The following is a 25,524-nucleotide window of genomic DNA, read 5'->3' on the forward strand; positions in this document are numbered from 1 at the left end:
CGGCGGCCCGGCGGGCGCGGCCCCCCCCCCCCGGGCCCCGCCGCCCCCCCGCCCCCCCCCCCGGGCGCCCCCCCCCCCCCCCGGCGCCGCGGGGGGGGGGGGGGGGGGGCCCCCCCCCCCCCACGGCCCTCGCGCACGCTGCCGGGGCCGCCGACCGCCCCGACTCCGAGGGGGATCTCCCCGCCGCCACGGCCGTCATTTACGCTGGTCACGTGCTCATACTCGTTCGCCGCCGCCACGTGGACCTGCTCCGCGTCACGAGCATGTCCTGTCGACGCTCCGGCTGAACCTCGCGCCTCCCACCCTCAAGCGCGGCCCCACCCGGCCGCCTCCCCCTCCCGGCACCCGGGGCACCCGCCGCACCAGGCGTGGCCCCGGCGCCCCCGGTCGACCACCGGGACCGGCCGGGACGAGACCCAGCGGATGTCACCCATGACGCAGCAGCGCCCCTCCTCCAGCTCCTCCTCCGCCCCCGCGGACGACGCCCTCCCGGTGATCGACCTGTCGCTCGCCGACGGCGGTCCCGACGACCGGCTCCGGCTGCACGACGAGCTGCGGGCCGCGGCCACCGGCGTCGGCTTCTTCCAGCTCGTCGGCCACGGCGTGACCCCGGCCGAGACGGCCGCCCTCACCGACGCGATGCGGGCCTTCTTCGCGCTCCCGGAGGCCGACCGGCTCGCCGTGAGCAACCTGAACTCCCCGCACTTCCGCGGCTACACCCGCACCGGTGACGAGCGCACCGGCGGCAGCCGGGACTGGCGCGACCAGCTCGACATCGGCGCCGAGCTCCCCCCGCACGTACCGGGCCGGGGGGAGCCGCCCTACTGGTGGCTGGAGGGCCCGAACCAGTGGCCCGAGGCGCTCCCGGAGCTGCGCACCGCCGCCCTCGGCTGGATCGACCACCTCGACGCGGTCGCCCGCCGGCTGCTGCACGAGCTCCTCGCCGCGATCGGCGCCCGCCCGGACTTCTACGACCAGGCCTTCGCCGGCCACCCGCACCTGCGGCTCAAGCTGGTCCGTTACCCCGGCACCGCCCCGGACGGCGCCGGCCAGGGCGTCGGCGCGCACAAGGACTACGGCTTCATCACCCTCCTCCTCCAGGACACCGTCGGCGGCCTCCAGGTGGAGCGCGCGGACGGCAGCTTCCTCGAAGTCCCGCCCATGGCGGGCGCCTTCGTGGTCAACCTCGGCGAGCTGCTGGAGGTGGCCACCGACGGCTACCTGAAGGCCACCAGCCACCGTGTGGTCAGCCCGCCCGGCGCCCGCGAGCGCTTCTCGGTCCCGTTCTTCTACAACCCCCGCCTCGACGCCCACATCGAGCGCCTCGACTTCCCGCTGGCCCACCACGCCCCCGGCGCCACCCAGGACCCGGACAACCCCCTCTACGCCGACTTCGGGCTCAACGAGCTGAAGGGCTACCTGCGCGCCCACCCCGAGGTCACCCGCCGCCACCACCCCGCCCTGGCCGACACCGCCGCACGCTGACCGGCCCGCACCCTCCACCCGGGATTCGGGCTCAACGAGCTGAGGGGCTACCTGCGCGCCCACCCCGAAGTCAGCCGCCGCCGGCCCGCGCCCTCTACCGGCCGAGGGCGCGGGCCGGTTCCGCGTCTCCGGGGTCCACCCGGCCCGGTGGTGACGGGGGCAGGCAGTGGACCGGGGCTGAGCGACACTGTCACACTTCCGCTGTCACAGCAGTGGTGCGACAGAGGTGGAGGCGGCGGATGGGGGCGCGTGAGGTGGGGGTGCGGCTGACGGTGGACGAGTTGGCCGCGCGGGCCGGGGTGACGGTGCGGACGGTGCGGTTCTACGGGACGAAGGGGCTGTTGCCGCCGCCGGTGCTGGGGCCCCGGCGGGTGGGGCTGTACGGGGCGGAGCATCTGGACCGGCTGGGGCTGATCGGGGAGTTGCAGCGGCAGGGGCTGACGCTGGCGGCGATCGAGCGGTATCTGGCGCGGCTGCCGCAGGACAGCACGCCGCTGGATCTGGCGATCCACCGGGCGCTGGTGGCGTCGTGGACACCGGAGGCGGCCGAGGAGGCGGGCCGGGTCCAGCTCGAACGACGGGCCGGGCGGGGGCTGTCGGAGGAGCAGCTGGACCGGCTGGTGGCGATGGGGGTGCTGGAGCGGACGGCGGACCCGGAGGTGTTCCGGGTGGATCCGGGGCTGCTGCCGCTGGGGGTGCGGGTCCTGGACGTGCCGATCCCGCTGGAGACGCTGCTGGCGGCACGGACGGTGGTGCTGGAGCACAGCCGGGCGACGGCGCACGAGTTGCAGCGGCTGTTCCGGGAGACGGTGTGGAAGCCGTACCGGGAGAGCGAGCCGGCGCCCGAGGAACTGGAGCGGATGAAGGAGTTGACCGACCACATCCAGCCGATGGTCGCGCAGGCACTGGTGACGGCGTTCCAGCGGTCGCTGCGGGAGGAGTTGGGCGAGGCCGCGCGCGACGGCGCGGGCTCGCCCGGCTGATCGGCGCCGGGCCGGTACCGGTCCCTACCGGCGGCGGTGACGATGGCCGGGTCGGGTGACGGTGGGTTACCGCGTTCGGCCTGTTACCGCGTTCGGCCTGTTACCGGGGTCGGCCTGTTACCGGGGTCGGTCGCACACGGTGCGCTCACGCCACAGGCCGGACGGCCTTGGCGGCCGATGCCGGACGGCTGTCAACGGGACGCGCCAAAGTGCTGGCCACGCATAAGGATTGACGCTTTGTCACCAGGCGACCGCCACGTGTCCTTGCGGGGGTGCGCGGCGTCGTCCGACACTGACGGGATCGTCTCCTCACGGAATGGATCCGTCTCATGGCGCACCGTAAGGTCTACCTCGCGGTTGGCAGGAAGAACACCCGTGCTCAAGCGGAAGGTCTTCCTGCCGGCCGAGGCCAGCAAGGCCGGCGGTTCGCGGAAGTCGTACTCGGCCACGTTCTTCGACTCCGTCGGCAACTTCTACGCCCTCGACTCCGCCGGCAACGTCAACCACCTCGACCTCACGGGCGCCACCATCCCCGACCGGGCCGAGCGGATCGGCCACGGAAAGATCCCCGTCGACGAGCTGGAGGTCATGAACGGGGCCGGGCGCATCACACCGATGCCCATCCCGCCCAGCTACGACGAGATCGTCGTGAAGAAGAAGTTCAACGGCTCGTGGGGCAGCAGGACCTACAGCTTCGAGCTGACCCTCACGGCCGTCGGCAGGACCAGCGGCAAGGGCCATGACGTGAGCAGGTTCCGGATCTCGTTCGACCTGCCGACGGTGCCCGGGACGAAGGTCGAGGCATCCGGCGTCGACGTCACCTACGCGGACGGCAAGGCCTACATCGACTCCCAGGCCGATCAGCTGCTGTCAGCGGGGACGTCACGGCCCATCGGCGTACAGATCACCGTCCCCGGCGACCCCGACAAGCTCCCGAAGGAGTACCCGCTCGACGGGCTGAAGGCCACCCGCCTGGCCTGACCCCCGCCCCGGGCCGCCGCGCTCTCCCGCGATCGCGGCGGCCCGCACCCTGTCCGGTCCGGGCGACGCCGGGTGCCGCAGTCGGAGCACTCGGCGGCCTCGGGCGGGGCCCCGGTGCACGGCTCCCGGGCGGAGCCTCGGCACGGACGGCGGCGGGCCGAACCGGGTGCCAGGACCGACCGCCGCTCCGCGTACAGGACTTCGGCAACTTCTTCGCCAAGCACACGGACGATGTCTACCAGGACCTGTTCTCGCTCCTCCACCTCACCCACAAGTCGAACGGGAACATCACCCTGGTGAGCCAGTGGAGCAACGAAGACCCCAAGCTCCTGGAGGCTTTCGTCGACGAAATCGAGAAGGGTGGGCCGGCTCTCCTCGACGAGCCGACCGGCCGGTCCCGGAGTCGGGCCGGCCGGTCGGCGGAGCAGCCGGGGAGGCCCCTGGCTCTCAACGCCGGGGAGGAGACGCCCGGTCAGGAGCGGCCGAGGGTGAGGGTGTAGAACTGCGCCCCGGCGGGGGCCGTGGTGACGCCGTAGTCGTAGCTGGTCGACCGGATGGTGAGGCCTGCGGCTTCGGCGTGGGCGAGGAGGTCGGGCTCGCGGTAGGGACGGATCCGGTCGCAGGTGGTGAACTCCTCGCGCAGGCCGCCGCTGTCGTCGTGGAGGCGGTAGCGGCGCTCGATCCGGTGGCACCCGTCGTCGAGCACGGTGATTCTCTTGTCCCGGGCGAGGAGGCCGTGGGCGTACGGACGCCGGTAGTCCGGACGGAACTCCTCGTGGTGCTGGACGGCCTTCGGGACGAAGCCGTCGAGGACGAGGACGCCATCGGGTTCGAGAAGGCCGCGGGCGGCGGCCAGGAAGTGGTGCAGTTCGCCCGGCGCCGTGAGGTAGGTGACGAGCGAGTACGGCGCCAGGACGGTGGTGAACGGCCCGCGCAGAGCAAGGCGCTGGAGGCTCATCCGGGCCACCCGGGGAGTCAGGTCCAGCACGGCCGCGTTCCGGCGCAGGCGGCGCAGCATCGGCAGGGACAGGTCGATGCCGATGGCGTCCGCGCCGTCCCGCAGGAGCGGGAGCAGGATGCGCCCGGTGCCGCAGCCGAGTTCGAGGGTGCGGCCACCGCGTCGCCGACAGAGGTCCCGGTACCAGCCGATGTCGTCGTGGGGCATGCTGTGCCCCATGTCCTCGGCGTAGATGTCGGCGATCAGGTCGTAGGACCAGGTGTCCGGCTGGGCGTTCACGGCGGTGTCGCTTCCTGCTGGGAGGGGTCAGACGAGGTCGCCCGGCGTGACCCGCAGCGGCAGTCCGGCGGTGCGGGCCTGGTGCCAGGAGAGTGCCTGCTCGGCGAACATGGCGCTCCAGACGTTGAGCTGGAGCGGCCGGGCGGCCGGGTCGAAGGGGATGGCGCCGTCGGCGCGGACCCTGGCGGCGAGTGCGGCGGCCGTCCGGTCGAGGCCGGGTTCGTCGCGGTGCAGGAGCAGGCCGAGGCGCAGGGCCTGGGCCATGACGTCGCTGCGTCGGACGGTGGGCGTGTCGAGTGATTCGGGCAGCGTGCCGGCCGGGTCGCACTGTCCGAGGAGCTCCGCGAGGACGGCGGTGGCTGCGGCGTGGTCGGCACCGGGTGAGGTGAGGTGGCCTTCCAGGAAGTACAGGGTGGGGTGCAGCGGGTGGTCGAAGGCCCGGGCGGGGTCCGGGCGGTGGCGGGTCAGGTGACGGGCACAGGCCTGGGCGAGGGCCGGTGGCAGCGGTACGACGGCCGCGGCGGCGAGGACGCGGGCGGCGGCCTTGGCGAGGAAGGGGCCGCTGCGGGTGGACCAGCGGGGTGCGGGCGGGGCCGCTCCGGGCTCGGGGCGGAACGGGCGGAGCGTTCCGTCGTGGTCCACGAAGTCGACGAGTGCTGTCAGCAGTGCCCGCAGGGCCCGCTCGGGCGGGTTCAGCAGCCCGGCGCGGGTGGCCGCGGTGAGGCCGCCGACGAGCATGGCGAGGTCGAAGAAGAACTGGGCGTCGTTGCGCCAGTCCTTCTCCGCCGCGCCGTGGAGGTGGATGCGGGTCGGCGGCAGCGGGCCGGTGGTGCAGCGGCGTTCGACCCACTCGGCGGCGGCGCGTGCCGCGGGTTCGCGCCGCGGGTCGGCCGGCAGGTGCGGGGAGGCGAGCCAGTGCAGGTAGTAGCCGGTGATCTCGCCGTAGACGTAGGCGGCGCGGCCGTCGGGTGCGAGTGCGCCGGCGACCGCCCCGTGCTCGCTGCCGTGCCGCTGCTGGGCCGGTCCGTCGAGAAGCCATTCGCGCAGGGCGCTGGCGGCGTCGGTCATGCGGTGGCCTCCCGGGCGGGGTTCGGCTGTCCCGGGCCGGACGTCCTCGGCCGGCTGCGGATGAAATGGGCGAGCCGCCGGGCGATCCGCTCTCCGGCCCGGCCGTCCCCGAACGGGGCGGTGCGGTCGAATGCCTGGGCCCTGGGCCTCGGTGCGGCGAGCAACTCGTGCGCGGCGTCGAGGACCAGCTGCGGGTCGGCCGCGACCAGCCGGGTGGTGCCGGTGGTGAGGGCCTCCGGGCGCTCGGTGTTCTCGCGGGCCACGAGCACGGGGACACCCAGGTACGGCGCCTCCTCCTGGATCCCGCCCGAGTCGGTGACCACGAGGGCGGCACGGGCCAGCGCGTGGACGAAGACCGGGTAGGGCAGCGGGTCGGTCAGCGTGATGCGGGGGTGACCGGCGAACCGGCGCTGCAGGCGCGCCCGGACCGCGGGGTTGGGATGCTGGGGGCAGAGCACGTGCAAGTCCGGCCGGGAGCGCAGAAGTTCGAGGACCGCCAGGCAGAGCGGGTCGAGGCGTCGACCGACGTTCTCGCGGCGGTGGAAGGTCACCACGACCAGCGGGGCGCGGGGCGGTACGAGTTCCCGCAGGGCGTGGGGGGCCGGGCGGCCGAGCGTCTCGCGCAGGACGTCGATGATGGTGTTGCCGACGGTCTCGACGCACCTGCCGGTGATGCCTTCACGGCGGAGGTTGGCGGTGGCCTCGGTGGTGGGGGCGAAGTGCAGGTCGGCCAGGGAGCCGACGCGGCGGCGGAACAGTTCCTCCGGGAAGGGGCGTAGCGGGTGCGCCGTACGCAGCCCCGCCTCGACGTGTGAGAGCGGCACACCGGCCGCGCGCGCGGCGAGCGCCCCGGCGTAGGTGGTGGAGGTGTCGCCGTGGACGACCATCAGCCGGGGCGCCAGGCGCCGGATCGCCTCGTGCACGGCCTCGCGCAGGCCCCGTACGGTGGCGGCCAGCGAGCCGGAGCCGCGGGACGGGGCGAGGCCTTCGGTCGGGGCGAGGCCGAAGGGTGCGAGCGCGGCGGCCACCATGCCGGGGTGCTGGCCGCTGTCGACGAGGACCGTCTCCACACCCCGCTCCGGTAACGCGCGCAGCAGCGGGATCAGCTTGAGTGCCTCGGGTCTGGTCCCGGCGAGCAGCACGGCGGGCCCGTGCGGGGGCTGTGGGTCGGGCGAGTCGGAGGTCACGATGGTGTTCTCTTCCCTGGGCCGGATCGGCGTGAACGCGGAATCTCACATTCACTCAGATCTCGTCGGCCGGGCCGGCCTGGCGGCCGGATGCGGGCCGAGGCTTCCGTCGGATCGAGCACCGGAACCGCGCCGGAGCCGGACCAGGGCTGCACGAACCGTCGCGGAGCGGGGCGGTTGCGGGGCGGTTGCAGGACGGTCGCGGCTCAGGCCTGCCGAGCCGCGACCACTGACCACCCGTTGGATCAGCACACCCGACGGCCCGGCACCGGCTGGTCGGTGAAGGTCCGGCCCTCGGCGGCGATCCGTTCCAGCAGGGCGGGCGGTGCGAAGCGCTCGCCGTGGGCGGCGGCGAGTTCGCGGGCGCGGGCCGCGAAGCCGGCCGGGCCGCCCGGGTAGCCGTTGATGTACTGGAGGACGCCGCCCGTCCAGGCCGGGAAGCCGATGCCGAGGATGGAGCCGATGTTGGCGTCGGCGACCGAGGTGAGCACGCCCTCCTCCAGGCAGCGCACCGAGTCCAGGGCCTCGCTGAAGAGCAGCCGCTCCTTGAGGTCCTCGAACGGAACCCCGGAGGGATCTGAGGTGGGCTCTGCGGTGGGCTCTGCGGTGGGCTCTGCGGTGGGCTCTGCGGTGGGCTCTGCGGTGGGCTCTGCGGCGCCCGGGCGGGCGAAGTGCTCGCGCAGGCCGGGCCAGAGCCGCCCGCGCCGGCCGTCCTCGTCGTACTCGTAGAAGCCGGCGCCGCCGCTGCGGCCGGGGCGGCCGAACTCGTCGACCATCCGGTCCACCACGGCGTCCGCCGGGTGGGCCGCCCAGCTGCCGCCGGCCGCCTCGGCGGCGCGCCGGTACTCGTCGCGGATCCTGCGGGGCAGGGTCAGCGTCAGCTCGTCCACCAGCGAGAGCACCTTGGCGGGGTAGCCGGCCTGGGCGGCGGCCTGCTCGACGGTGGCCGGGTCGACGCCCTCGCCGACCATCGCCACGCCCTCGTTGATGAACCGGCCGATGACCCGGGAGGTGAAGAAGCCGCGCGAGTCGTTGACCACGATCGGGGTCCGGTCGATCTGCCGGACCAGGTCGAACGCGCGGGCCAGCGCCTCGTCACCGGTCTGCGGCCCGCGGACGATCTCCACCAGGCGCATCCTGTCGACCGGCGAGAAGAAGTGCAGGCCGATGAAGTCGGCGGTGCGCCCGACGCCTTCGGCGAGCAGGCCGATCGGGAGGGTGGAGGTGTTGGAGCAGAGCAGCGCGTCCGGTGCGACGACTCCCTCGATCTCCTGGAACACCTTCTGCTTCAGCTCGGGGTTCTCGAAGACGGCCTCGATCACGGCGTCACAGCCGGCCAGGTCGGCGGCGTCGGCGGTGGGGGTGATCCGGGCCAGCAGTTCGTCGCGCGCCGCCCCGGTGGAGCGTCCGCGCGCCACGGCCTTCTCCAACAGCCCTGCGGAGTAGGCCTTTCCGCGTTCGGCGGCCTCGACGGTGACGTCCTTGAGCAGCACCTCGATCCCGGCCCTGGCACAGGCGTACGCGATGCCCGCGCCCATCATTCCGGCGCCGAGCACCGCGACCCGCCGGACCTCGCGCCTGGGGATGTCCTTCGGGCGTCCGGCACCGGAGTTGACGGCCTGCTGGTCGAAGAAGAGCGCCTGGATCATGTTCGTGCTGGTCTGCCCGCAGGCCAGCTCGGTGAAGTAGCGGGCCTCGGTGACCATCGCGGTGTCGATGTCCACCTGGGCGCTCTCGACGGCCGCCGCGAGGATGTTGCGCGGCGCCGGGTACGGCGCGCCGGCCAGCCGCTTGCGCAGGCCGGCCGGGAAGGCGGGCAGCTGGGCGGCGAGCGCCGGGGTGGCGGGGGTGCCGCCGGGGATCCGGTACCCCTTGACGTCCCAGGGCTGGACGGCGGTCGGGTTGGCCTCGATCCAGGCGCGCGCCCGCGCGGTCAACTCCTCGGGGCTGGAGACGATTTCGTGGACAAGTCCGTGCTGGAGGGCTTGCGCGGGCCGGTACTGGCGGCCTTCGAGCAGCACCTTCAGCAGGGCGTCGGTGATGCCGAACAGCCGTACCGTCCGCACCACTCCGCCGCCGCCCGGGAGCAGGCCGAGGGTGACCTCCGGCAGGCCGATCCGGCTTGCCGGGGCGTCCAGGGCGATCCGGTGGTGGCAGGCGAGCGCGATCTCCAGGCCGCCGCCGAGCGCGCTGCCGTTGACCGCGGCGACCACCGGCTTGCCGAGGGTCTCCAGGCGGCGCAGGGCGCGCTTGATCCGCATCGACTTCTCGAAGACGGCGGCGGCGTCCCCCGGGCGGGCCGCGGAGAGCATCCGGAGGTCTCCCCCGGCGAAGAAGGTCTTCTTCGCCGAGGTGACGACGACGCCGCGCAGTGCGTCGCCGAGGCCGGCGAGCCGCTCGACGGCGGCTTCGAGGTCGGCCGTGAAGGCCTCGTTCATGGTGTTGACGGACTGGGTGGGGTCGTCGAGGACGAGGGTGACCAGGCCGTCCTGGTCCTGCTCCCAGCGGATGGTGGTGGTGTCGCTCATGGGGGTTCGGGTCTCCAGGTGAGCCGGGAACGGAGGTCAGATTCGCTCGACGACGGTGGCGATGCCCATGCCCCCGCCGACGCAGAGGGTGGCCAGGCCGTAGCGCAGGTCGCGCCGTTCCAGCTCGTCGATCAGGGTGCCGAGGAGCATCGCACCGGTCGCGCCGAGCGGGTGGCCGAGGGCGATCGCGCCGCCGTTGACGTTCACCTGGTCGTGCCGGAAGCCGAGTTCGCGGATGAAGCGCAGCGCGACGGCGGCGAACGCCTCGTTGATCTCGACCAGGTCGATGTCGGCCGCGGTCAGCCCGGCCTTGGCGAGCGCCTTGCGGGTGGCCGGGGCGGGGCCGGTGAGCATGATGGTGGGCTCGGAGCCGGAGACGGCGGCGGAGACGATCCGGGCGCGCGGGCGCAGCCCGTACCGTTCGCCGATCTCGCGGTTGCCGATGGCGACCAGGGCGGCACCGTCCACGATGCCGGAGGAGTTGCCGGCGTGGTGGACGTGGTCGATGGCCTCCACCCAGTGGTACTTCTGCAGAGCGACGGCGTCGAAGCCGCCTGCCTCGCCGATGGCCGCGAAGGACGGCTTGAGGCCGGCCAGGGTCTCCACGGTGGTGCCGGGCCGGACGAACTCGTCGCGGTCCAGCACCACCAGGCCGTTGCGGTCGCGGACCGGGACGAGCGAGCGGTCGAAGAGGCCGTCGGCCTGGGCCTTGGCGGCGCGTGCCTGCGACTCGGCGGCGAAGGCGTCGACATCGGTGCGGGAGAAGCCCTCGATGGTGGCGATCAGGTCGGCGCTCACGCCCTGCGGGACGAAGCCGGTCGCGTAGTTGGTCATCGGGTCCATCGCCCAGGCGCCGCCGTCGGAGCCCATCGGGACCCGGGACATCGACTCGACGCCGCCCGCGAGGACGAGGTCCTCCCAGCCCGAACGGACCTTGGCGGCGGCCAGGTTGACGGCTTCCAGACCGGAGGCGCAGAAGCGGTTCTCCTGGACGCCGGCCACCGTGTCGGGCAGGCCGGCCGCGATGGCGGCGATCCGGGCGATGTCGGAGCCCTGGTCGCCGATCGGGCTGACCACGCCGAGCACGATGTCGTCCACCGCGGCCGGGTCCAGCCCGGGGAGCCGGCGGCGCAGTTCGTGGATCAGGCTGACGACGAGGTCGATCGGCTTGGTGCCGTGCAGTGAGCCGGTGGCCTTGCCCCGGCCGCGCGGGGTGCGGATCGCGTCGTAGACGTACGCTTCGGTGGTCACGGTGGAGTGCCTTTCAGGCTCGGGGGGGCTGTCCGAGTTCGCGAGAGGTGGTCGGGGACTGTCAGGGGGCGGGGGTGTCGGGGCAGGGCTCGGGGCGGGGCCCAGGGCGGGCACGTCCCAGTCGCGGGCGACCTCGGCGGTGTGGACCCCCGGCCGGGCGGGCGGGCGGCGCAGCGCGCCGGGGGTGACGGAGAACCGCGGGGCGGGGGCGGGCTGGGTGACGCCCTCCTCCTCGACGTAGGTGCCGCGGGCGGCCAGGTGCTCGTTCACCGCCGCCTGACGCAGCGTCAGTACTGGTTCCACGCAGGCGTCGGACCCGGCGAAGACGGCCTCCCACTCGGCGCGGGTGCGGGTGGCGAAGCGGGCGGCGATCCGGGCGCGCAGTTCGGGCCGGCGGGCGGTGTCGTACTGGCCCGGCGCGTCCGGGCCCAGCTCCAGCAGACGGGCGAACTCGGCGTAGAACCGCGGTTCCAGCGCGCCGACGGCGAGATGGCCGCCGTCGGAGGCCCGGTACACCGAGTAGCAGGGCTCGCCCCCGTCCAGCAGGTTGGCACCCCGGCGGTCCTGCCAGTGGCCGGCGGCGAGCAGACCCCAGAGCATGCTGGTGAGGTGGGCGGCGCCGTCCACCACGGCGGCGTCGACGACCTGGCCGGCGCCGGTCGCGCGGGCGTGGTGCAGGGCGGCGAGCAGGCCGACGACCAGGTAGAGCGAGCCGCCCGCGTAGTCGCCGAGCAGGTTGACGGGGATGGCGGGCGCTTCGTCCGGGGAGCCGATCAGGCCGAGGACGCCGGCGACCGCCGTGTACCCGATGTCGTGGCCGGCCGTGGCGGCGAGCGGCCCGTGCTGGCCCCAGCCCGTCATCCGGCCGTAGACCAGGGCGGGGTTGCGGGCGAGGCAGGCGTCCGGGCCGACGCCGAGGCGTTCGGCCACGCCCGGGCGGTAGCCCTCGATCAGCAGGTGGGCCCGGTCGACGAGGTCCAGCACCAGGCCCGGCCCCGCGGGGGACTTGAGGTCGATCAGCACCGAGCGCTTGTTGCGGTTGGTGATGTCGTACGCCGGGTCGGTGCCGAGCGGCGAGGGGTCGGGCCGGTCGACGCGGACCACGTCGGCGCCGAGGTCGGCCAGCAGCATCGCGGCGAAGGGGCCGGGACCGATGCCGGCGAGTTCGACCACCCGGACGCCGGCCAGTGGGCCGGGGCCGGTCACGTCGGGGCTGTCTGTGTCACTCACCTGCTACTGCCCCTTCAAGGGTTTGACAGTAAAGCTGTAACACTCGCGATGATAGGGAAGCGACCGGCGGGTAACAAGACCTTCACCCCTCGCCCGGGACCGTGCCGGACTCCTCCACGGAATCCCTGGCAAACCCCTGTTGCGGCCCCCGCAACCCGAGGCCCGGAGGGTGCGTCAGTACACCGACGGACGGCCCGGTACGGTCGTCTCTGCTGTGGGAGGGGTTCTGACCTCTCGTCGGAGGAGAAGGAAGCAGACGCACACATGGTTTACCCAGGGTTCACCACCGGGCCGGTCGCACCGGCCCCCGCCACACCGTCGCCCAGCACGTCACCACTCGCCCGGCCGGTCAGCACGTCGGCCGGCACGCCGAGCCCTTCGCCCGGTCCGGCCCCGTCCGCGCCCACCACCCAGCTGGACAGCCCGCACGAGCTCAACGCCTCGGCCGGCATAGCCCGCCAGATAGCGACCGACCTCGACAACGCCAACGGCAAGGCCGGCCACGGCGCGCACAGCCTCGGCGAGTACGCGAGCACCGCCGCCACCAAGATCCGCGGGTTCTCCTTCGGCGGCGCCCTCACCAGCGCCACCGAACGCTGGACGCAGCAGTGCAAGACGCTGCACGACAAGCTGACCGGCACCGCCGACAAGCTCGACGAGACCCAGCGCAACTACGCCGCCAACGAAGCCCGCACGGCCGGCCAGTTCGGCTCGTCGCACTGAGGGAGGGGACCTCACGGACATGGTGTCATTCAAGGAACTGCACGAAGCCGACTTCTCCGGCGTCACCGACGCCGCCGAGGCCTGGGCCGGGGTGGCCAAGGCCCTCGGCTCGCTCGAGGGCCGGGTCGGCAAGGAGCTCACCAGCACCCCCCAGCGGGCCGGCTGGAAGGGCGCGGCCGCCGACGACGCGGGCCGGACGCTCCAGGGCATCGACACGGACTTCAAGCAGGCCGCAGGCGTCGCCACGGCCCTCTCTGCGATCATCCGCGACGCGGCCGAGGACTTCGCCGCCGCGCGCAAGGACCTCGACAACGCGATCCACGACGCGGAGTCGCAGCAGCTCACCGTCGCTGCCGACGGCACGGTCAGCTGGCCGCCGATAACCGGGCTGCCGCACAACGACCCCGACTCGCAAGAGGTCCAGCGCAAGTACCAGGCCGATATGAAGGGCAAGGCCGAGGGGATATCCACCCGGCTGACCAAGGCCGTCGAGAAGGCCACCGCCGCCGACCAGCGGGCCACCACCGCCCTGCAGACCGACATCGGCACCAGCACCACGTCCTTCAACGCCCACCCGCTCGGGGGCGGCGACGCGGCCGACGCCGACCGGGCCAAGCTGCTGCTCGCCAAGGCCGGCAGCCTCTCCGACGAGGAACTCAAGCGGCTGCAGGACCTGATGTCCGCCAACGCGGGCTCCAAGGAGTTCTCCACCACCCTGCTCAACGGCCTCAACGTGGGCGGCAAGACCGGCCCGGAGGCGCTGCTGGAGTACTCCAAGGTCTACGGCGACCTCGCGCACGGCAACCACAACGCCAAGGGCTACGAGGACGTCTACGGCAGCCTCTCCCAGGTCCTCGCCACCGCCACCAAGGACGGCGGCATGGGCAAGGAGTGGGAGGACAAGCTGCTCAAGGCCGCCCGCAAGCCCGGCGGTTCGGCGGCCGGGTACAACGACAACTACCCGGCGCTGACCGAACTGATGGGCGCCCGGGGCACCTTCGACAAGTCGTTCCTGGAGAAGGTCGGCAACGACCTGGTCGACTACGAGCGCAACAGCAAGCTCAAGGGCGAGGAGCTCTGGGGTCCCGCCTACACCGCGATCACGGGCAAGCAGGGCGACCCGATGGGCGGCCTGATGCGGGCGATGAGCCGCAACCCGGAGGCGTCCAAGGAGTTCCTCGACCCGGGCAGCAACAAGAACCTCGACTACCTGCTCAAGGACCGCAAGTGGCCCAACCAGGGCTACGAGCAGAACCAGATCGACGCCTTCGCCCGGCAGTCGTCGCGTGGTGCCTTCGGCGACGCCCTGGAGGCCGCCACCACCGGCCGCGACCCGCACGGCAACCAGCCGCCGGCCCGCCCGCACGACGAGGCGATGGCACGGATCATGTCCGAGACCATCACCACGATCGGCGGGGACAAGCCGGGCAACGAGAACAACCTGCCGGCCGGTCTGCGGCGCCCGCTGGGCAACATGATCGCCGACTACGCTCCGGACACGTACGAGATCCTCGGCAAGAACACCGGCGGCACCTCCGAAACCAGCAAGCTGACCATCGGACGCGATCAGCTCATCCGGACCATCAGGGGCGTCGCCGAGGACCCCGAGGCCTTCCGGGCCATCCACTACGCGGAGAGCCAGGAGATCGCCCGGCGACTGGACGGCTACCCCGCCGAGGCGTTCAGACCCGACTCCACCGGCCGCCCCGATCACCGGATCGAGGGATTCACGCAGGAGGCCGGCCAGGTCATGGGCGTACTCAGCGGCACCCGGTCGGACGTCGTCACCGATCACCGCGACGACGAGATCTTCAAGAACAACTGGCGGGCCAAGATGGACTACCACGTGATCGGCACGCCCCTGACGGCCATCCCCGTCGCCGGCGACCTGGTCCAACGGCTGGTCGACGTCGGCACGTCCGAGTACGCGAACGGGCTCAACGCCGACGCCGAGCTGAAGGCCTCGCAGGAACTGTCGAAGACGTTCTCCTCGGGCTACAACCAACTGGATGTCATGATCCGGGAACGCGCCCAGATCGCCGGACTGAGCACGGATGAGATCAACAGAACCGGTGGCGTGACCCAGAACCTGCTGCACCAGGTCGACACCAGCTACCACACCGGGGTCAACGAGACCTACCGCATGGCACTGGGCCGGAGCTGAGGAGCACCAGATGAATCAGCGAACGAACACCTCCAGCGACCAGCACCCGGACGCCGAGGGGATCGGTCCAAGGCTCGACTCTGCTCTCACCCGACGCGGTTTCACCACCCGGCGGCTGCGCCTGCGGGCGGCGGCCGTGATCGTGGCGATCACGGCCGGGGTCTCGGGGGTTCTGCTCTACAACCTGACCAACGTGCTCGGGCCGGACACGGTGTGCGGTGGCGCGGCAACGGCCGACGACCTGCACGCCGCTCTGGGACCGGGGCGGATCAGCGAGGAGAAGAGCTCCGGTTATTCGCCGACCGCCTACGACCGGACGAACAGCTGCGTGGCGACGGTCAGCTCCGGGCTGTTCGGCAAGTCCGAGCGGTCGGCGTCGTTCAGCATCGGGTTCAACCAGAACAGCGTCGCCTACCGGCCGGACCCTGACACCCGCCTGTTCTCCGGGGCCTCGGCCGGAGGCGTGACACCGGACAGGGCGTGGGCGCTGCTACCGGAGGGCTGCACGAAGGGCCTGTTCACGGACATCAACGTCGGCAAGGGCAGCCTGGACGGCGACCGTGCCGAAGGGGCCGCCCGGATGGCCGTGGCATACGCGAACCTGGTCGCCAAGGACAAGAACTGCGGGGACGGGAAGATGCAGGCACCGGGGAACCTGTCCGCCACGGGCTCGCCCCAGCCCGTCGACCCCGGCGGTATCTGCGGCCTGCCCGGCATGGCCCCGGCCATGAACCCCGGCATCAAGGACAGGTACCGCCAACAGGCCACCACCGCCTTCGGCCCGGTCTGGTCCTGCAGAATCAGCGACCCGAGCGACCAGAACACGCTCGCGTCCTTCACGATCACCACCGATGCACGGGTCACCGGCCTCGACCCGGAAGAGGCCCGCTCCGAGGCCTACGGGCGCTCGCGGTTCATCACGGCGCCGGGTGAGAACGTCGTCGCCACCTGCCAGGGAAAGGCGACGTACTTCCACCTCGAGCGGAGCTACGACCCGAGCGTGAGCGGCAGCGGGCTCTTCGCGGACGGCAAGGACCTCTGGAAGCAGTTCCTCACCGCCGGCGGCAAGGCGATCGGCTGCGAACCGCTCATCCCGTAAGCAGAAACGGATCCACGGGCCCGCCCGGGCAGCACGCCCGGGCGGGCCCGTCGCGTTGTCGTCGGCCCAGTCCTCCATGAACGAGCGGCGAGGCCGCCCCTGTGTCGCCCTGTGCGGCGAACTCCGGTGGTCATTCAGCACCTTCCGGCTTCTGTCGCGGTATCCCGCGAAGCACGTTTCGCACTCGGTGCAACCGCCCTCCGCTGAGCCACTCCGCGGCCCGTTCGGCGGCTGGGGTCGATATCACCTTCCGAAGGGGGGCAGCGCGAAGGCGCGCCGGTCCCTTCGTGACAAATACCCCCACCTCCGAAGCAAGGTTGCGAAGGGGACTCAAGTATGTGGTGGATGCTTGAAGTTGCGATGTTTGTCCTGTTACGTTCCCAAGCGCCGGGCACCACCGGAATGCTCCTTATGTCGCGGTACATGTCACCTCGTGTGCCGCTGTTCGTCGTGCGCGGCGGCGTGTGAACCACCATTGACCGCGCCGACTCGGGGCTGGACCGGCTCGTAGCTCAGTCAACTGAAGACTCGTTCTTGCAAAGACAACCCTCTGAGGGGGAAACGGTGTCACACCGGATAGCCGCCGCGTGGGCGGGGGCACGTCGTAGTGGCGTGCTGGCCCTAGTGGCCGCGTTCGCCATGCTGGCGGGACTGATCGGGCCGGCGGTGGTCGCGGGTGCGGCCGGTAACGCGGTCCTCAGCGTCTCGATCCAGCCCGTCGACTCCCTCACCGGGCAGCCGCAGACGGACGCCTCCTACGGGGCCCACAACGACCAGCTCGCCTACAGGGTGGCGTACTCCTGTGCGGCCGCCGACTGCGCGGGCACCACCGTGCAGTTGTCTCCGGCGCCGCCGAATCCCTACGGGCTGGCGACCGAACCGATCCTGAGGTACGCGAACTGGACGGCCCCGGCCGGGGTGTCGGGCGCGACGATCAGCGGCACGGCCACCACGGGCATCACGGTCAAGCTCGGTGACCTGTCCGCCGGTACGTCGGGCACGTTCCTGGTCGTCTTCAGCATCCTCGCGGACGAGACCTACACCACGCCCCGGCCGGCCCAGTACTACCCGTCCGGGTTCCAGATCCCGATGTCGGCCACCATGGCCGCGACCAGTGCCACCGGGCAGGCCAAGGCCGACGCGCAGCCGGTGACCTGGACGAGCAGGGTGCCGGAGCCGGGCATCGTCCAGACGAGTCCGGGATCGGTGAAGCCCGGTGTGAACGTCACGTGGTCGGTGTACATGGGGTCCGGTTCGTTCCCGCGCACCTCTGGCAGCCGCATCGCGGGGACGTCGGAGTGGGTCGCGGCGGGCAGTTACACCGTGACGGAGAAGCTGGATCCGCGGGCGACGTACGTGTCGAGTACGGGCGGCGGCGTGTACGACGCGGCGACGCACAGCGTGACGTGGTCGCTCGGCACGAAGGATGCCCCGGACGCGAACGCTTCGGGCGGTTGGGGTACCACCAGCACCAGCGGCTGGGTCACGCGCGGCCCGTACTACCCGCGTGCGGTCACGGTGAACTACCCGGCGGCCAAGTTCACTTCCGATCCGGGCGGTTGCAACTTCGAGGAAACCGTCACGCACGACTCCAGCGTGTCGCTCACCTACCTGGACGCGGCCCGCACCACCAAGAACGCCTCGCACCAGATGACGCACACCGTTTCGTGCTACGACCCGTTCGCCCGGGCCGACATGACGAAGGACAGCACCAACAACGCCGGCAACGGGAACACCCGGCTGGTGAACGTTCCGCCGGACGTGACCGGGCTGACCTGCCCGGCCGGCGGCCGTGACGACTGGAACCGCACCTGCACCCCGGGCGCGGCCCTCGCCCCCTTCGCGGACAACTCCTTCAACTGGGTCGTGACGGCGCGCAACCAGTCGAACGTCGCCGGTGTCGCGGTGATCGAGGACGACACTCTCGACCAGGCGGACGCGCGGGTCAACAGGATCACGACGACGGCCACGACGCCGGCGGCCACGGTCGAGTGGACGCTCAGCGACGGTCAGACGGGGACATCGAGCGGGTCTGCCACCGCCCCCGCCGGCACCTGGTTCACCAAGGCGAAGGTCACGAGCGGCTCCATCGCGCCGCCGAACGTCCGGCCCAGTGACAGCGGTTCCGTCGCGTTCAACGTCAACTTCTCCTACACGGTGACGAAGACCGCCCCGATCGGTGAGCAGCGCACCAACACGGCGAAGGCGACGATGTCCTGGCCGGACAGCGGGCTGTCGCCGATGGGCCTGGGCCCGGTCTCCCGCACGATCCAGTTCCGCGAGACCCCGAAGACGACGGTGAAGCCCGCTTTCACCGCGGCCTTCGCCGCGCCCGCCGCGGTCGAGGGCGGTGGCAACGCCGTGCCGGGCAAGAACACGACCTTCAGTGTGAACGGGACGACGTCGAACGTTCCGGCCGATGCGCAGATCACGCCGCAGTACGTGTTCATCGCGCCCGCGGGCTGGACGATCAACAAGGGTTCGGCGGCGTTTCCGCCGAACAGTGTCCCGGCGGGTGTGAAGTTCGAGTACACGACGAAGACGATCGGCGGTGTCGCCCGCGAGGCCGTGGTGGCGACGTGGCCGAACACGGTCTCCTTCGGTGCGAACGGGACCTGGCCGACGATGACGGTGGTCGCCAAGCCGACCTTCGCGGTCACGGCCGGCACGACGAGCGTGGCGACGGCGTGGGCGGGCGACTCCCGGAACACCTGGGACAACACCCAGGCCACGTACACGGGCGCTGTGCAGGACGGGCAGCCCGCGCAGTGGTTCTCCAGTGTGAACCAGAACGTGCTCGTCTCGGCGGCCGACGCCCTGAGCGCGGTCAAGGAGATCTGCCGGCCGACGCCGGGCGCCGCTGACGGCTGCACCTGGCTGTCCGACCCGGACGAGTTGGTCGGTGTCTCGCCGACGGCGACGGACATCAAGTACCGGATCACGCTGAAGAACACCGGCAACACGACGCTGGGCAACGTGGTCGCGTACGACGTGCTGCCGTACGTCGGTGACAAGGGCACCAGCGCGGGCACGGCGAACGTGCCGCGTGGGAGCACCTTCGAGGAGGCGCTGGCCAGTGTTTCCGATGTGTCCGGGAATCTGGCGCTGTCCTACTCGGCGTCGACGAACCCGAAGCGTGACGAGGTGTATCCGTCCGCGCCGGGTGCGGTGGACGACTGGGGTCCGGATGTGTCGGGCAGGAAGGCGATCCGCGCAGCCGTTCAGGGCTCGCTCGCGCCCGGCCAGTCGGCGGGCTTCACGTACGCGGCTTCCGTCAACCCGGGGTCGGCGGCGGACGCGCGGGCCTGCAACTCGGTGGCCATGAGGAGCGGGCAGACGCTGGCGGCCGAGCCGCGTCCGGTGTGTGCCACCACGCAGGAGGCCGACCTGAGCGTGGCCGTGCCGGACCGCCTGCCGCTGCAGGCGGGCCGTCCCGGTGTCGTGCCGTTCACGGTGAAGAACGGCGGTGGCTCACAGGCGTCCCCGGCGACGGTGACGGTCTCGGTGCCGGCCGGTCTGACGGTGACGAGCCTGAAGCCGCAGGGCTGGGCGTGCACCGCCCCGCCGGAGAACGCGCCGTACGAGGGGCCGCTGTCGCTGACGTGCACGCCGGTCGACGGCGATGCTCCGGCCAAGCTGCAAAAGGGGGCCGACGTTGCGCTCGACATCCCGGTGGTGCCCTCGATGGCGGGCAAGGTCTGCGTGAAGGCGTCGATCACCGGGCCGATGCACGACCCGGATCCGTCCAACAACGAGGCGACGGGCTGCACGGCGGTGGAGGAGGCGACGGCCGGGCTTTCGCTCACCAAGACCGACGGGCTGACCTCGGTCGCCCCGGGCCAGGAGTACACCTACACCCTGGACGTGGTGAACCTGCTGCCCTCCGAGAAGATCAAGGGTGCGATGCTGACGGACCCCCTGCCCGCGGGCGTGGCGTTCGTCTCGGCGACCGACGGCGGCCAGATCAGCGGCCAGGGCGACCAGGACGCTTACGGCAACCGGCCCGGCGGCGTGGTGACGTGGGCGCTGGGCGACCTCGGCGGTGCGGCGGTCGCGTCCCCCGAGGGGGACAGGACCGACGGCGGCACGGACACCACCGCGAGTGTGAAGGTGACCGTGCGGGTGCTGCCCGGTGCCCAGGGCGATGTGGTCAACACCGCGGCGGTGACGGCCCCCGACCCGGCCGACGGGAGCGCGAAGCTGAGCGCGGAGGCGAGTGACACCGACGGGCTGCGTTCGCTCGCCGTCACCAAGGCGTCGGACGCCAAGGCCGCCGGTGTGAGCGAGGGCGACACGGTGACGTACACGGTGACGGTGAAGAACACCGGCACCGCCGACTACACCGACGCCGACCCGGCAGTCGTGACCGACGACCTGGCGGGCGTGCTCGACGACGCCGGCTTCGTCAACGGCTCGGCCTCCGTCACGGTCGACGGCGGTTCCGCGACCAGGGTCGACGACCCGCAGACCGGTCTGCTGACGTGGAAGGGCGCGCTGAAGGCGGGCTCCACCGCGACGCTCACCTACAAGGTGACCGTCAAGGACGGGGGTGACCACGCGCTGGTCAACACCGTCTACGGCGGGCTCGGCGGGGCGGTGTGCGACAGCGCGACCGGCCGGGACGGCAGCGGTGTGCCGTGCGCTGTGACCAGCGACGGCTTCACCGCGGAGCTGACCAAGTCGGTTCGCTCGGCAAGCCAGGGCGACGACGGCCGTTGGACGGTCGAGTACGCGATCGGCGTGGTCAACCCGAGCCCCGGGCACACGGTGACCTACGGCCTCGCCGACGACCTGCGCTTCGGTGAGGGCATCGATGTGGTCGACGCGAAGGTGACCACCGTGCCGGAGGGCGTGGCTGCGGCCGATGCGTGGCACGGCTCGGGCGCCGTCGCCTCCGCGGTCGAACTTCCGGGTGGCAAGTCCCACGAGTGGGTCGTGACCGTCACGGCGGACGCGCACGGTACTGCCGGGACGCAGCCCGGGCAGTGCGTCGACGGTTCGGCCGGCGGCTTCGCGAACCGGGCCACGCTGGCCCTCGCGGGTGATGTGCAGCGGACCGCCGACGCCTGTGCGGCACCGGTCAAGCCGACGGTCACCAAGGCCGTCGACGGGGCGCCGAAGCAGAACGAGGACGGCAGTTGGGACATCGCCTACCTGATCGTCGTCAGCAACGACGCCCGGACTCCGGCCGGCGGGCTGAGCTACGGGCTGCAGGACAGGTTCGCGTTCCCCAAGGGCGTGGAGGTGAAGGAGGTGACCGCCACCGCCACGGGTGACGGTGCCGCGGTGAACCCGAGGTTCAACGGTGGCCTCGACAACATGGGCGGCGAGGCTCTCACGCCTGATGCCGTCCTGCTCACCGGGAACGACCGGGTACCGGCGGCGACCGACGAGGGGCCGGGTACGCGTGCGTACCGGGTGACCGTCACGGCGACTGCCGACCGCGCCGAGCTGAGCGCGCAGGACGCGAAGTGCTCGACGGACGGCGGTCAGGGCTACGGCAACCTCGTCGCCCTGACCTCGACGGACGCGGTGGTCGGGAAGGACAGTGCCTGCGCGGACATCGCCCTGCCCGAGGTGCGGTTCACGAAGTCGGTGGACAAGGCGGGGCCGGTGCGTGCCGGTGACGTCCTGACCTACACGATCACGGCCAAGAACACCGGTGGCGCGGACTTCCTCGCGGGCGACCCGGCCGCGATCGAGGACGACATGACCGATGTCCTCAAGCACGCGACCTACCGGAACGACGCCGACCCGAGTGCGGGGAAGGCGGAGGTCGACGGTTCGCGTCTGGTGTGGACCGCGCCGATCAAGAAGGGTGGGACGGCGACGCTCACCTACTCGGTGGTGATCGGCGAGGTCACCGAGAAGGGCACCCGGATCAGCAACGGTGTCTCGGTCGTCGGTTCCGCGCCCAGCGGCGACCCGCAGTCCTGCCCGACGGACTCGTCCGTGGAGGCGGGGAGGGCGTGCGTCGTGACGACGGAGCTGGAGCAGGAGCCCGAGCCGACGCCGACGCCGACGCCGACGAGTTCGCCTTCGCCGACGGTCTCGCCGTCCCCGACGGTGGAGCCCTCGCCGACGGCCTCTCCCACCGCGACGGGTTCGCCCTCGCCGACGGCCTCCCCCACCGCCACGGGTTCGCCCTCGCCGACGGCCTCCCCCACCGCCACGGGTTCCCCGTCTCCGACGGCCTCCCCCACCGCCACGGGTTCGCCCTCTCCGACGGCCTCCCCCACCGCCACGGGTTCGCCCTCTCCGACGGCCTCCCCCACCGCCACGGGGTCTCCGTCGCCGGAGCCGTCGTCCTCGGAGTCGGCCGGTCCCGGGCCGACGCCCGACCCGTCGTCCTCGCCGGATCCGTCGTCTCCGGTTCCGCAGCAGCCGATGCCGGGAACGCCCCCGACCTCGGGTGTGGCGCCGGAGACGAAGCCGGGCGGGAACCTGGCCGCGACCGGTACGAACATCGCGGTCGCCATCGGGCTCGCGCTCCTCGCGCTGCTCAGTGGTGCGGCGCTGGTGTTCGCCAGGAAGCGGGCAGCGCGCGGTAGGTCCTGACGCGCGAACCGGGTGCAAGGCGCCCGGAGCGTGATCGGCCCGGCGTGAGTGAGTCGAGGTGAAACTCGCCCCACTCACGCCGGGCCTTCGCTTTCACCGCCCGGCGCGGGCCGGCCACCGTCTGACGTCTCACGGCGCCCGGGCGGGCGGCACCGTGGCCAGGCCCGCACCGAGGTCAGGCCGGCTCGGCCGGCTCCGGGGAGGCGGTCGGGGTGCGGCGGAGCACGGCGAGGGTGGTGGCGATGGCCGGCAGGGCGGCGGGCGGCGGAGTGGACGAAGAAGGCGGTCGCCATCACCAGGGCGGGCCAGGCCGACGACACGTCGAGCAGCCGCTGGAGGCCGGCCGAGAAGACGGGTTCGGAGTAGTCGTCCGGCCCGGCCCACGGCCAGAGGAGGACGAGTGCGCTCATCGGCAGCGCGAGGGCGAGAGCGGCGATCACCGTCTCGGCGCGGCCGTGGGCGGACCGGTCGACGCCGTCGGGCGGGGCGATGATCGTCCTGCCCGAGCAGCCGGGCGGCCGGGGGCAGTCCGCAGTGACGATTCTTCCGTCCCGGCCCTACCAGCGAGTAGAGTGCGGCGTTCCCCCGCCCCGACCGTCCGATACCTCCCGTATCGCCTCGAACGAACTGGTGACCGTATGTCAGTCTGGATCCGCCCGGCGCTCTGGTGGCGCCTGGGCATCGTGCTCTCGGCGGGCCTCGGCCTGACCCTCCAGACCGCGCCGCTGGTGTACTTCACCATCCAGAGCAACGTGATCGTGCTCGGCTACTTCGCCGGCGCGGCGTACTGGATGGTCAAGCGCGGCACCGTGGACGCCCCCGCGCCCCGGCTGCGCGGGGCCGCCACCCTGTACATCCTGATCACCGGGCTGGTCTCGCACATCCTGCTGGAGCACGGTGCCAATCCGCTGCCCGGACTCTTCGACGGGCCGGACAAGCTCCAGCACTGGTCGTCGTTCTTCCTGCACTACGTCACGCCGGTGATGGTGATCGCCGACTGGCTGACGCTGAAGCCCCGCAACGCCTCCGCCTGGCGCGACATACCGCTCTGGCTGGCCTTCCCGCTCGGGTACGCGGCGATCGTGCTGGTCCGCAACGCGCTGTTCTCCAACTACCCGATGCCGTACCCGTACTTCTTCTTCGACCCGACGACCGAGGGCTACGGCTATGTCTGGAGCCAGATCGCCCTGCTGACCGTGGAGTTCGTGGTCCTCGCGGCGGCGGTGGTCGGGCTGGACCGGCTGGGCACCCTGGTCTCGGGAAAGCTGCGGCCCGCCCGGGCCTGACACGCCGTGGCAGGCCGGAGGGTCGGTTGTCGATCCTCCTCAGGTCCCGTTCCGCTCCTCCCCTGGTCCGCCCCGGGCCGCACCCCGCTCCGTCCTGGGACGGGCCCGGGCGACCGGCGGGACCACCACAGAGGTGGACGACCGGTCGGCCACCCGGCCCGTAGCGTCGACGGCAGGCGGCGGAGGGGTTCCGCGGGGGAGGCCTGGGGACGGTCGTGGGGACCGTGCGGGCCCGCTCACCCGTGTGCGGGCCCGGCAGGATCCCACCCGACCGGACCGACAGAGACGGCGGAGGCCGACATGCGGTTCAGGGGTACGGCACGGGCGGCGGGGGTCACAGCGGTGGCGCTCGCGGTGACGATCGGAGTGACGACGGGGGTGGCGGGCACCGCGCTCGCCGCGCCGGGGAGCGGGGCGCAGCCGGCCGCGAACCGGCTGGAGGGCGTCTGGCGGTCGGACGGGTACGGAATGGTCCTGACGATCGACCACGGACGGCTGACGACCTACAGCGTGACCTCGGGCAGCTGCGTCCCGGGGTTCTTCACGGCGGGGCAGGTCGGTAGCCCCGGGCGCGACGGGGCGACCCGTTACGGACGCGGGGCGACGGCCGACATAACCGTCACGCCACAGGGCCGCGACCGGGCCGCGTTGAAGGCCGACGACTCGGCCGGCAGCACGCACCTGGAGCGGCTGCCGGGGCTGCCCGCGCTGTGCACCACACCGGCGCCCGGGGACCCGCTGTCCGTCTTCGACCGGTTCTGGGAGACGTTCGAGGAGAACTACCCGTTCTTCGCCGCCAAGGGCATCGACTGGCACGCCGTCCGGGACCAGTACCGGCCCCAGATCGGCCCGCAGACCACCGACGACGACCTCCAGCGAATCTTCACCGCCATGATGGAGCCGTTGCACGACGCGCACACCAGCCTCGCCCGCGATCTCCACGGGGTCTTCTTCGGCCTGCGGCCGGGCACTCAGGAGGAGACCCCGGAGCTTGCCAAGCGGGCCGGGAAGGCCGTCGCGGCGCAACTGGTCGGGCCGGAGCGGATGTTCGGCGGGGGCAAGCTCGGGGTCGGCGAACTCCCGGGCGGTATCGGCTATCTGCGCGTCGGCAGCTTCGACGACTATGTCGAGGACGGCAGCTACCAGCAGCAGGCGGCCGAGCTGGACCGGGCTCTGGACGCTCTCCTGGCCGGCTCGGCCGGGCTGCGCGGACTGGTGATCGACGTCCGGCTGAACGGCGGTGGCTCGGACGAACTCGGGCTGCGGATCGCCGCCCGGCTCACCGACCGCCCGTATCCGGCGTACACCAAGCGGGCCCGGAACGACCCGGCCGACCCGAGCCGCTTCACCCGGCCGCAGCCGATCACCGTGCGCCCGGCGGCGGCTCCGCGCTTCACCGGGCCGGTCGCCCTGCTGACCGCCGGCACCACGGTCAGCGCGGGCGAGACGTTCACCATGGCGCTGATGGAGCGCAGCCCGCGGGTGACCAGGATCGGCGAGAACACCCAGGGCGTCTTCTCCGACGTCATGATCCGGCTGCTGTCGGCGCACTGGGCGGTGGGTCTGCCGAACGAGGAGTTCCTGACCCGCGACGGACGCACCTTCGACGGGCCGGGCATCCCCCCGCAGGTGCCCACGCCGGTGTTCACCGAGAAGGAGCTGGACACCCTCAAGGACTCGGCGCTGACCACGGCCCGCCGGCTCCTCGGTGGCGACCGCTGAGGAGCCGGGGGCCCCGCGGGCC

15 protein-coding genes and 1 pseudogene are annotated in these 25,524 nt (G+C 72.3%); 9 read left to right on the top strand and 7 right to left on the bottom strand.

The features are described 5' to 3' along the window. Positions 1 to 432 precede the first annotated feature (432 nt). The 3 genes from ACIO5D_RS29660 (at position 433) to ACIO5D_RS29670 (ending at position 3,449) form a co-directional block, all read left to right on the top strand. Entirely contained in the window at positions 433 to 1,485 is a 1,053-nt protein-coding gene (locus tag ACIO5D_RS29660; protein ID WP_400798955.1) for an isopenicillin N synthase family dioxygenase, read from the top strand. Positions 1,486 to 1,724: 239 nt separating this feature from the next. Continuing rightward, complete coding sequence (locus ACIO5D_RS29665; RefSeq protein ID WP_363614881.1) at positions 1,725 to 2,468, top strand: MerR family transcriptional regulator; 744 nt, start codon at positions 1,725 to 1,727, stop codon at positions 2,466 to 2,468. A 375-nt stretch (positions 2,469 to 2,843) separates the two neighbouring features. Next, positions 2,844 to 3,449 (top strand): hypothetical protein, encoded by a 606-nt coding sequence (locus tag ACIO5D_RS29670; RefSeq protein ID WP_363614879.1) that lies wholly within the window; start codon positions 2,844 to 2,846, stop codon positions 3,447 to 3,449. A 472-nt stretch (positions 3,450 to 3,921) separates the two neighbouring features. On the opposite strand, the gene ACIO5D_RS29675 is transcribed toward ACIO5D_RS29670, so the two are convergent. The 6 genes and pseudogenes from ACIO5D_RS29675 to ACIO5D_RS29700 form a co-directional block, all read right to left on the bottom strand. Then, on the bottom strand, positions 3,922 to 4,686 hold the full coding sequence (locus ACIO5D_RS29675) for a class I SAM-dependent methyltransferase (protein ID WP_400798958.1): 765 nt from the start codon (positions 4,684 to 4,686) through the stop codon (positions 3,922 to 3,924). A 27-nt stretch (positions 4,687 to 4,713) separates the two neighbouring features. Further along, positions 4,714 to 5,754 (bottom strand): hypothetical protein, encoded by a 1,041-nt coding sequence (locus ACIO5D_RS29680; RefSeq protein ID WP_363614875.1) that lies wholly within the window; start codon positions 5,752 to 5,754, stop codon positions 4,714 to 4,716. Then, the gene (wecB, locus tag ACIO5D_RS29685; protein WP_400798961.1) at positions 5,751 to 6,941 is read right to left on the bottom strand and encodes a non-hydrolyzing UDP-N-acetylglucosamine 2-epimerase; all 1,191 of its coding nucleotides are present in this window, start codon (positions 6,939 to 6,941) and stop codon (positions 5,751 to 5,753) included. Before wecB ends, ACIO5D_RS29680 begins: the two co-directional genes overlap by 4 nt. 245 nt (positions 6,942 to 7,186) lie before the next feature. After that, a complete protein-coding gene (locus ACIO5D_RS29690; RefSeq protein ID WP_400798964.1) occupies positions 7,187 to 9,469 on the bottom strand; it encodes a 3-hydroxyacyl-CoA dehydrogenase NAD-binding domain-containing protein in 2,283 nt (760 codons plus the stop codon). A 36-nt stretch (positions 9,470 to 9,505) separates the two neighbouring features. Further along, positions 9,506 to 10,720, bottom strand: a complete 1,215-nt coding sequence (locus ACIO5D_RS29695) for an acetyl-CoA C-acetyltransferase (protein WP_400799043.1) — start codon at positions 10,718 to 10,720, stop codon at positions 9,506 to 9,508. A 90-nt stretch (positions 10,721 to 10,810) separates the two neighbouring features. Continuing rightward, positions 10,811 to 11,926, bottom strand: a pseudogene (locus ACIO5D_RS29700) (CaiB/BaiF CoA transferase family protein); the annotation flags it as partial. A 288-nt stretch (positions 11,927 to 12,214) separates the two neighbouring features. On the opposite strand from ACIO5D_RS29700, the gene ACIO5D_RS29705 reads away from it, so the two are divergent. The 4 genes from ACIO5D_RS29705 (at position 12,215) to ACIO5D_RS29720 (ending at position 22,494) form a co-directional block, all read left to right on the top strand. Next, positions 12,215 to 12,673 carry a hypothetical protein gene (locus tag ACIO5D_RS29705; protein WP_363614865.1) on the top strand — a complete coding sequence of 153 codons (459 nt, stop codon included), beginning with the start codon at positions 12,215 to 12,217 and terminating at the stop codon, positions 12,671 to 12,673. A 19-nt stretch (positions 12,674 to 12,692) separates the two neighbouring features. Next, positions 12,693 to 14,837, top strand: a complete 2,145-nt coding sequence (locus tag ACIO5D_RS29710) for a DUF6571 family protein (protein ID WP_400798967.1) — start codon at positions 12,693 to 12,695, stop codon at positions 14,835 to 14,837. Positions 14,838 to 14,847: 10 nt separating this feature from the next. After that, on the top strand, positions 14,848 to 15,936 hold the full coding sequence (locus ACIO5D_RS29715) for a hypothetical protein (protein ID WP_400656431.1): 1,089 nt from the start codon (positions 14,848 to 14,850) through the stop codon (positions 15,934 to 15,936). 564 nt (positions 15,937 to 16,500) lie between these two features. Next, positions 16,501 to 22,494, top strand: coding sequence for a hypothetical protein (locus ACIO5D_RS29720; protein WP_400798969.1), 5,994 nt, complete (start codon positions 16,501 to 16,503; stop codon positions 22,492 to 22,494). A 74-nt stretch (positions 22,495 to 22,568) separates the two neighbouring features. Here ACIO5D_RS29720 and ACIO5D_RS29725 read toward each other — a convergent pair whose 3' ends face one another. Next, positions 22,569 to 22,934 carry a hypothetical protein gene (locus tag ACIO5D_RS29725; protein WP_400656433.1) on the bottom strand — a complete coding sequence of 122 codons (366 nt, stop codon included), beginning with the start codon at positions 22,932 to 22,934 and terminating at the stop codon, positions 22,569 to 22,571. 198 nt (positions 22,935 to 23,132) lie between these two features. On the opposite strand from ACIO5D_RS29725, the gene ACIO5D_RS29730 reads away from it, so the two are divergent. Both ACIO5D_RS29730 and ACIO5D_RS29735 read left to right on the top strand, forming a co-directional pair. Continuing rightward, positions 23,133 to 23,780, top strand: a complete 648-nt coding sequence (locus ACIO5D_RS29730) for a Pr6Pr family membrane protein (RefSeq protein ID WP_400798972.1) — start codon at positions 23,133 to 23,135, stop codon at positions 23,778 to 23,780. Positions 23,781 to 24,080: 300 nt separating this feature from the next. After that, positions 24,081 to 25,502 carry a S41 family peptidase gene (locus tag ACIO5D_RS29735; protein ID WP_400798974.1) on the top strand — a complete coding sequence of 474 codons (1,422 nt, stop codon included), beginning with the start codon at positions 24,081 to 24,083 and terminating at the stop codon, positions 25,500 to 25,502. Positions 25,503 to 25,524 lie beyond the last annotated feature (22 nt).

It is taken from the genome of Kitasatospora sp. NPDC087315 (genome assembly GCF_044744345.1).
In the GTDB taxonomy this organism is placed as follows: Bacteria; Actinomycetota; Actinomycetes; order Streptomycetales; family Streptomycetaceae; genus Kitasatospora.

Bases quoted from the DNA above. Each gene is read 5' to 3' on its own strand.
- ACIO5D_RS29715 (WP_400656431.1), top strand. From the start codon at position 14,848: ATGAATCAGCGAACGAACACCTCCAGCGACCAGCACCCGGACGCCGAG.
- ACIO5D_RS29710 (WP_400798967.1), top strand. From the start codon at position 12,693: ATGGTGTCATTCAAGGAACTGCACGAAGCCGACTTCTCCGGCGTCACC.
- ACIO5D_RS29665 (WP_363614881.1), top strand. From the start codon at position 1,725: ATGGGGGCGCGTGAGGTGGGGGTGCGGCTGACGGTGGACGAGTTGGCC.
- ACIO5D_RS29705 (WP_363614865.1), top strand. From the start codon at position 12,215: ATGGTTTACCCAGGGTTCACCACCGGGCCGGTCGCACCGGCCCCCGCC.
- ACIO5D_RS29690 (WP_400798964.1), bottom strand. From the start codon at position 9,469: ATGAGCGACACCACCACCATCCGCTGGGAGCAGGACCAGGACGGCCTG.
- ACIO5D_RS29730 (WP_400798972.1), top strand. From the start codon at position 23,133: ATGTCAGTCTGGATCCGCCCGGCGCTCTGGTGGCGCCTGGGCATCGTG.
- ACIO5D_RS29735 (WP_400798974.1), top strand. From the start codon at position 24,081: ATGCGGTTCAGGGGTACGGCACGGGCGGCGGGGGTCACAGCGGTGGCG.
- ACIO5D_RS29660 (WP_400798955.1), top strand. From the start codon at position 433: ATGACGCAGCAGCGCCCCTCCTCCAGCTCCTCCTCCGCCCCCGCGGAC.
- ACIO5D_RS29680 (WP_363614875.1), bottom strand. From the start codon at position 5,754: ATGACCGACGCCGCCAGCGCCCTGCGCGAATGGCTTCTCGACGGACCG.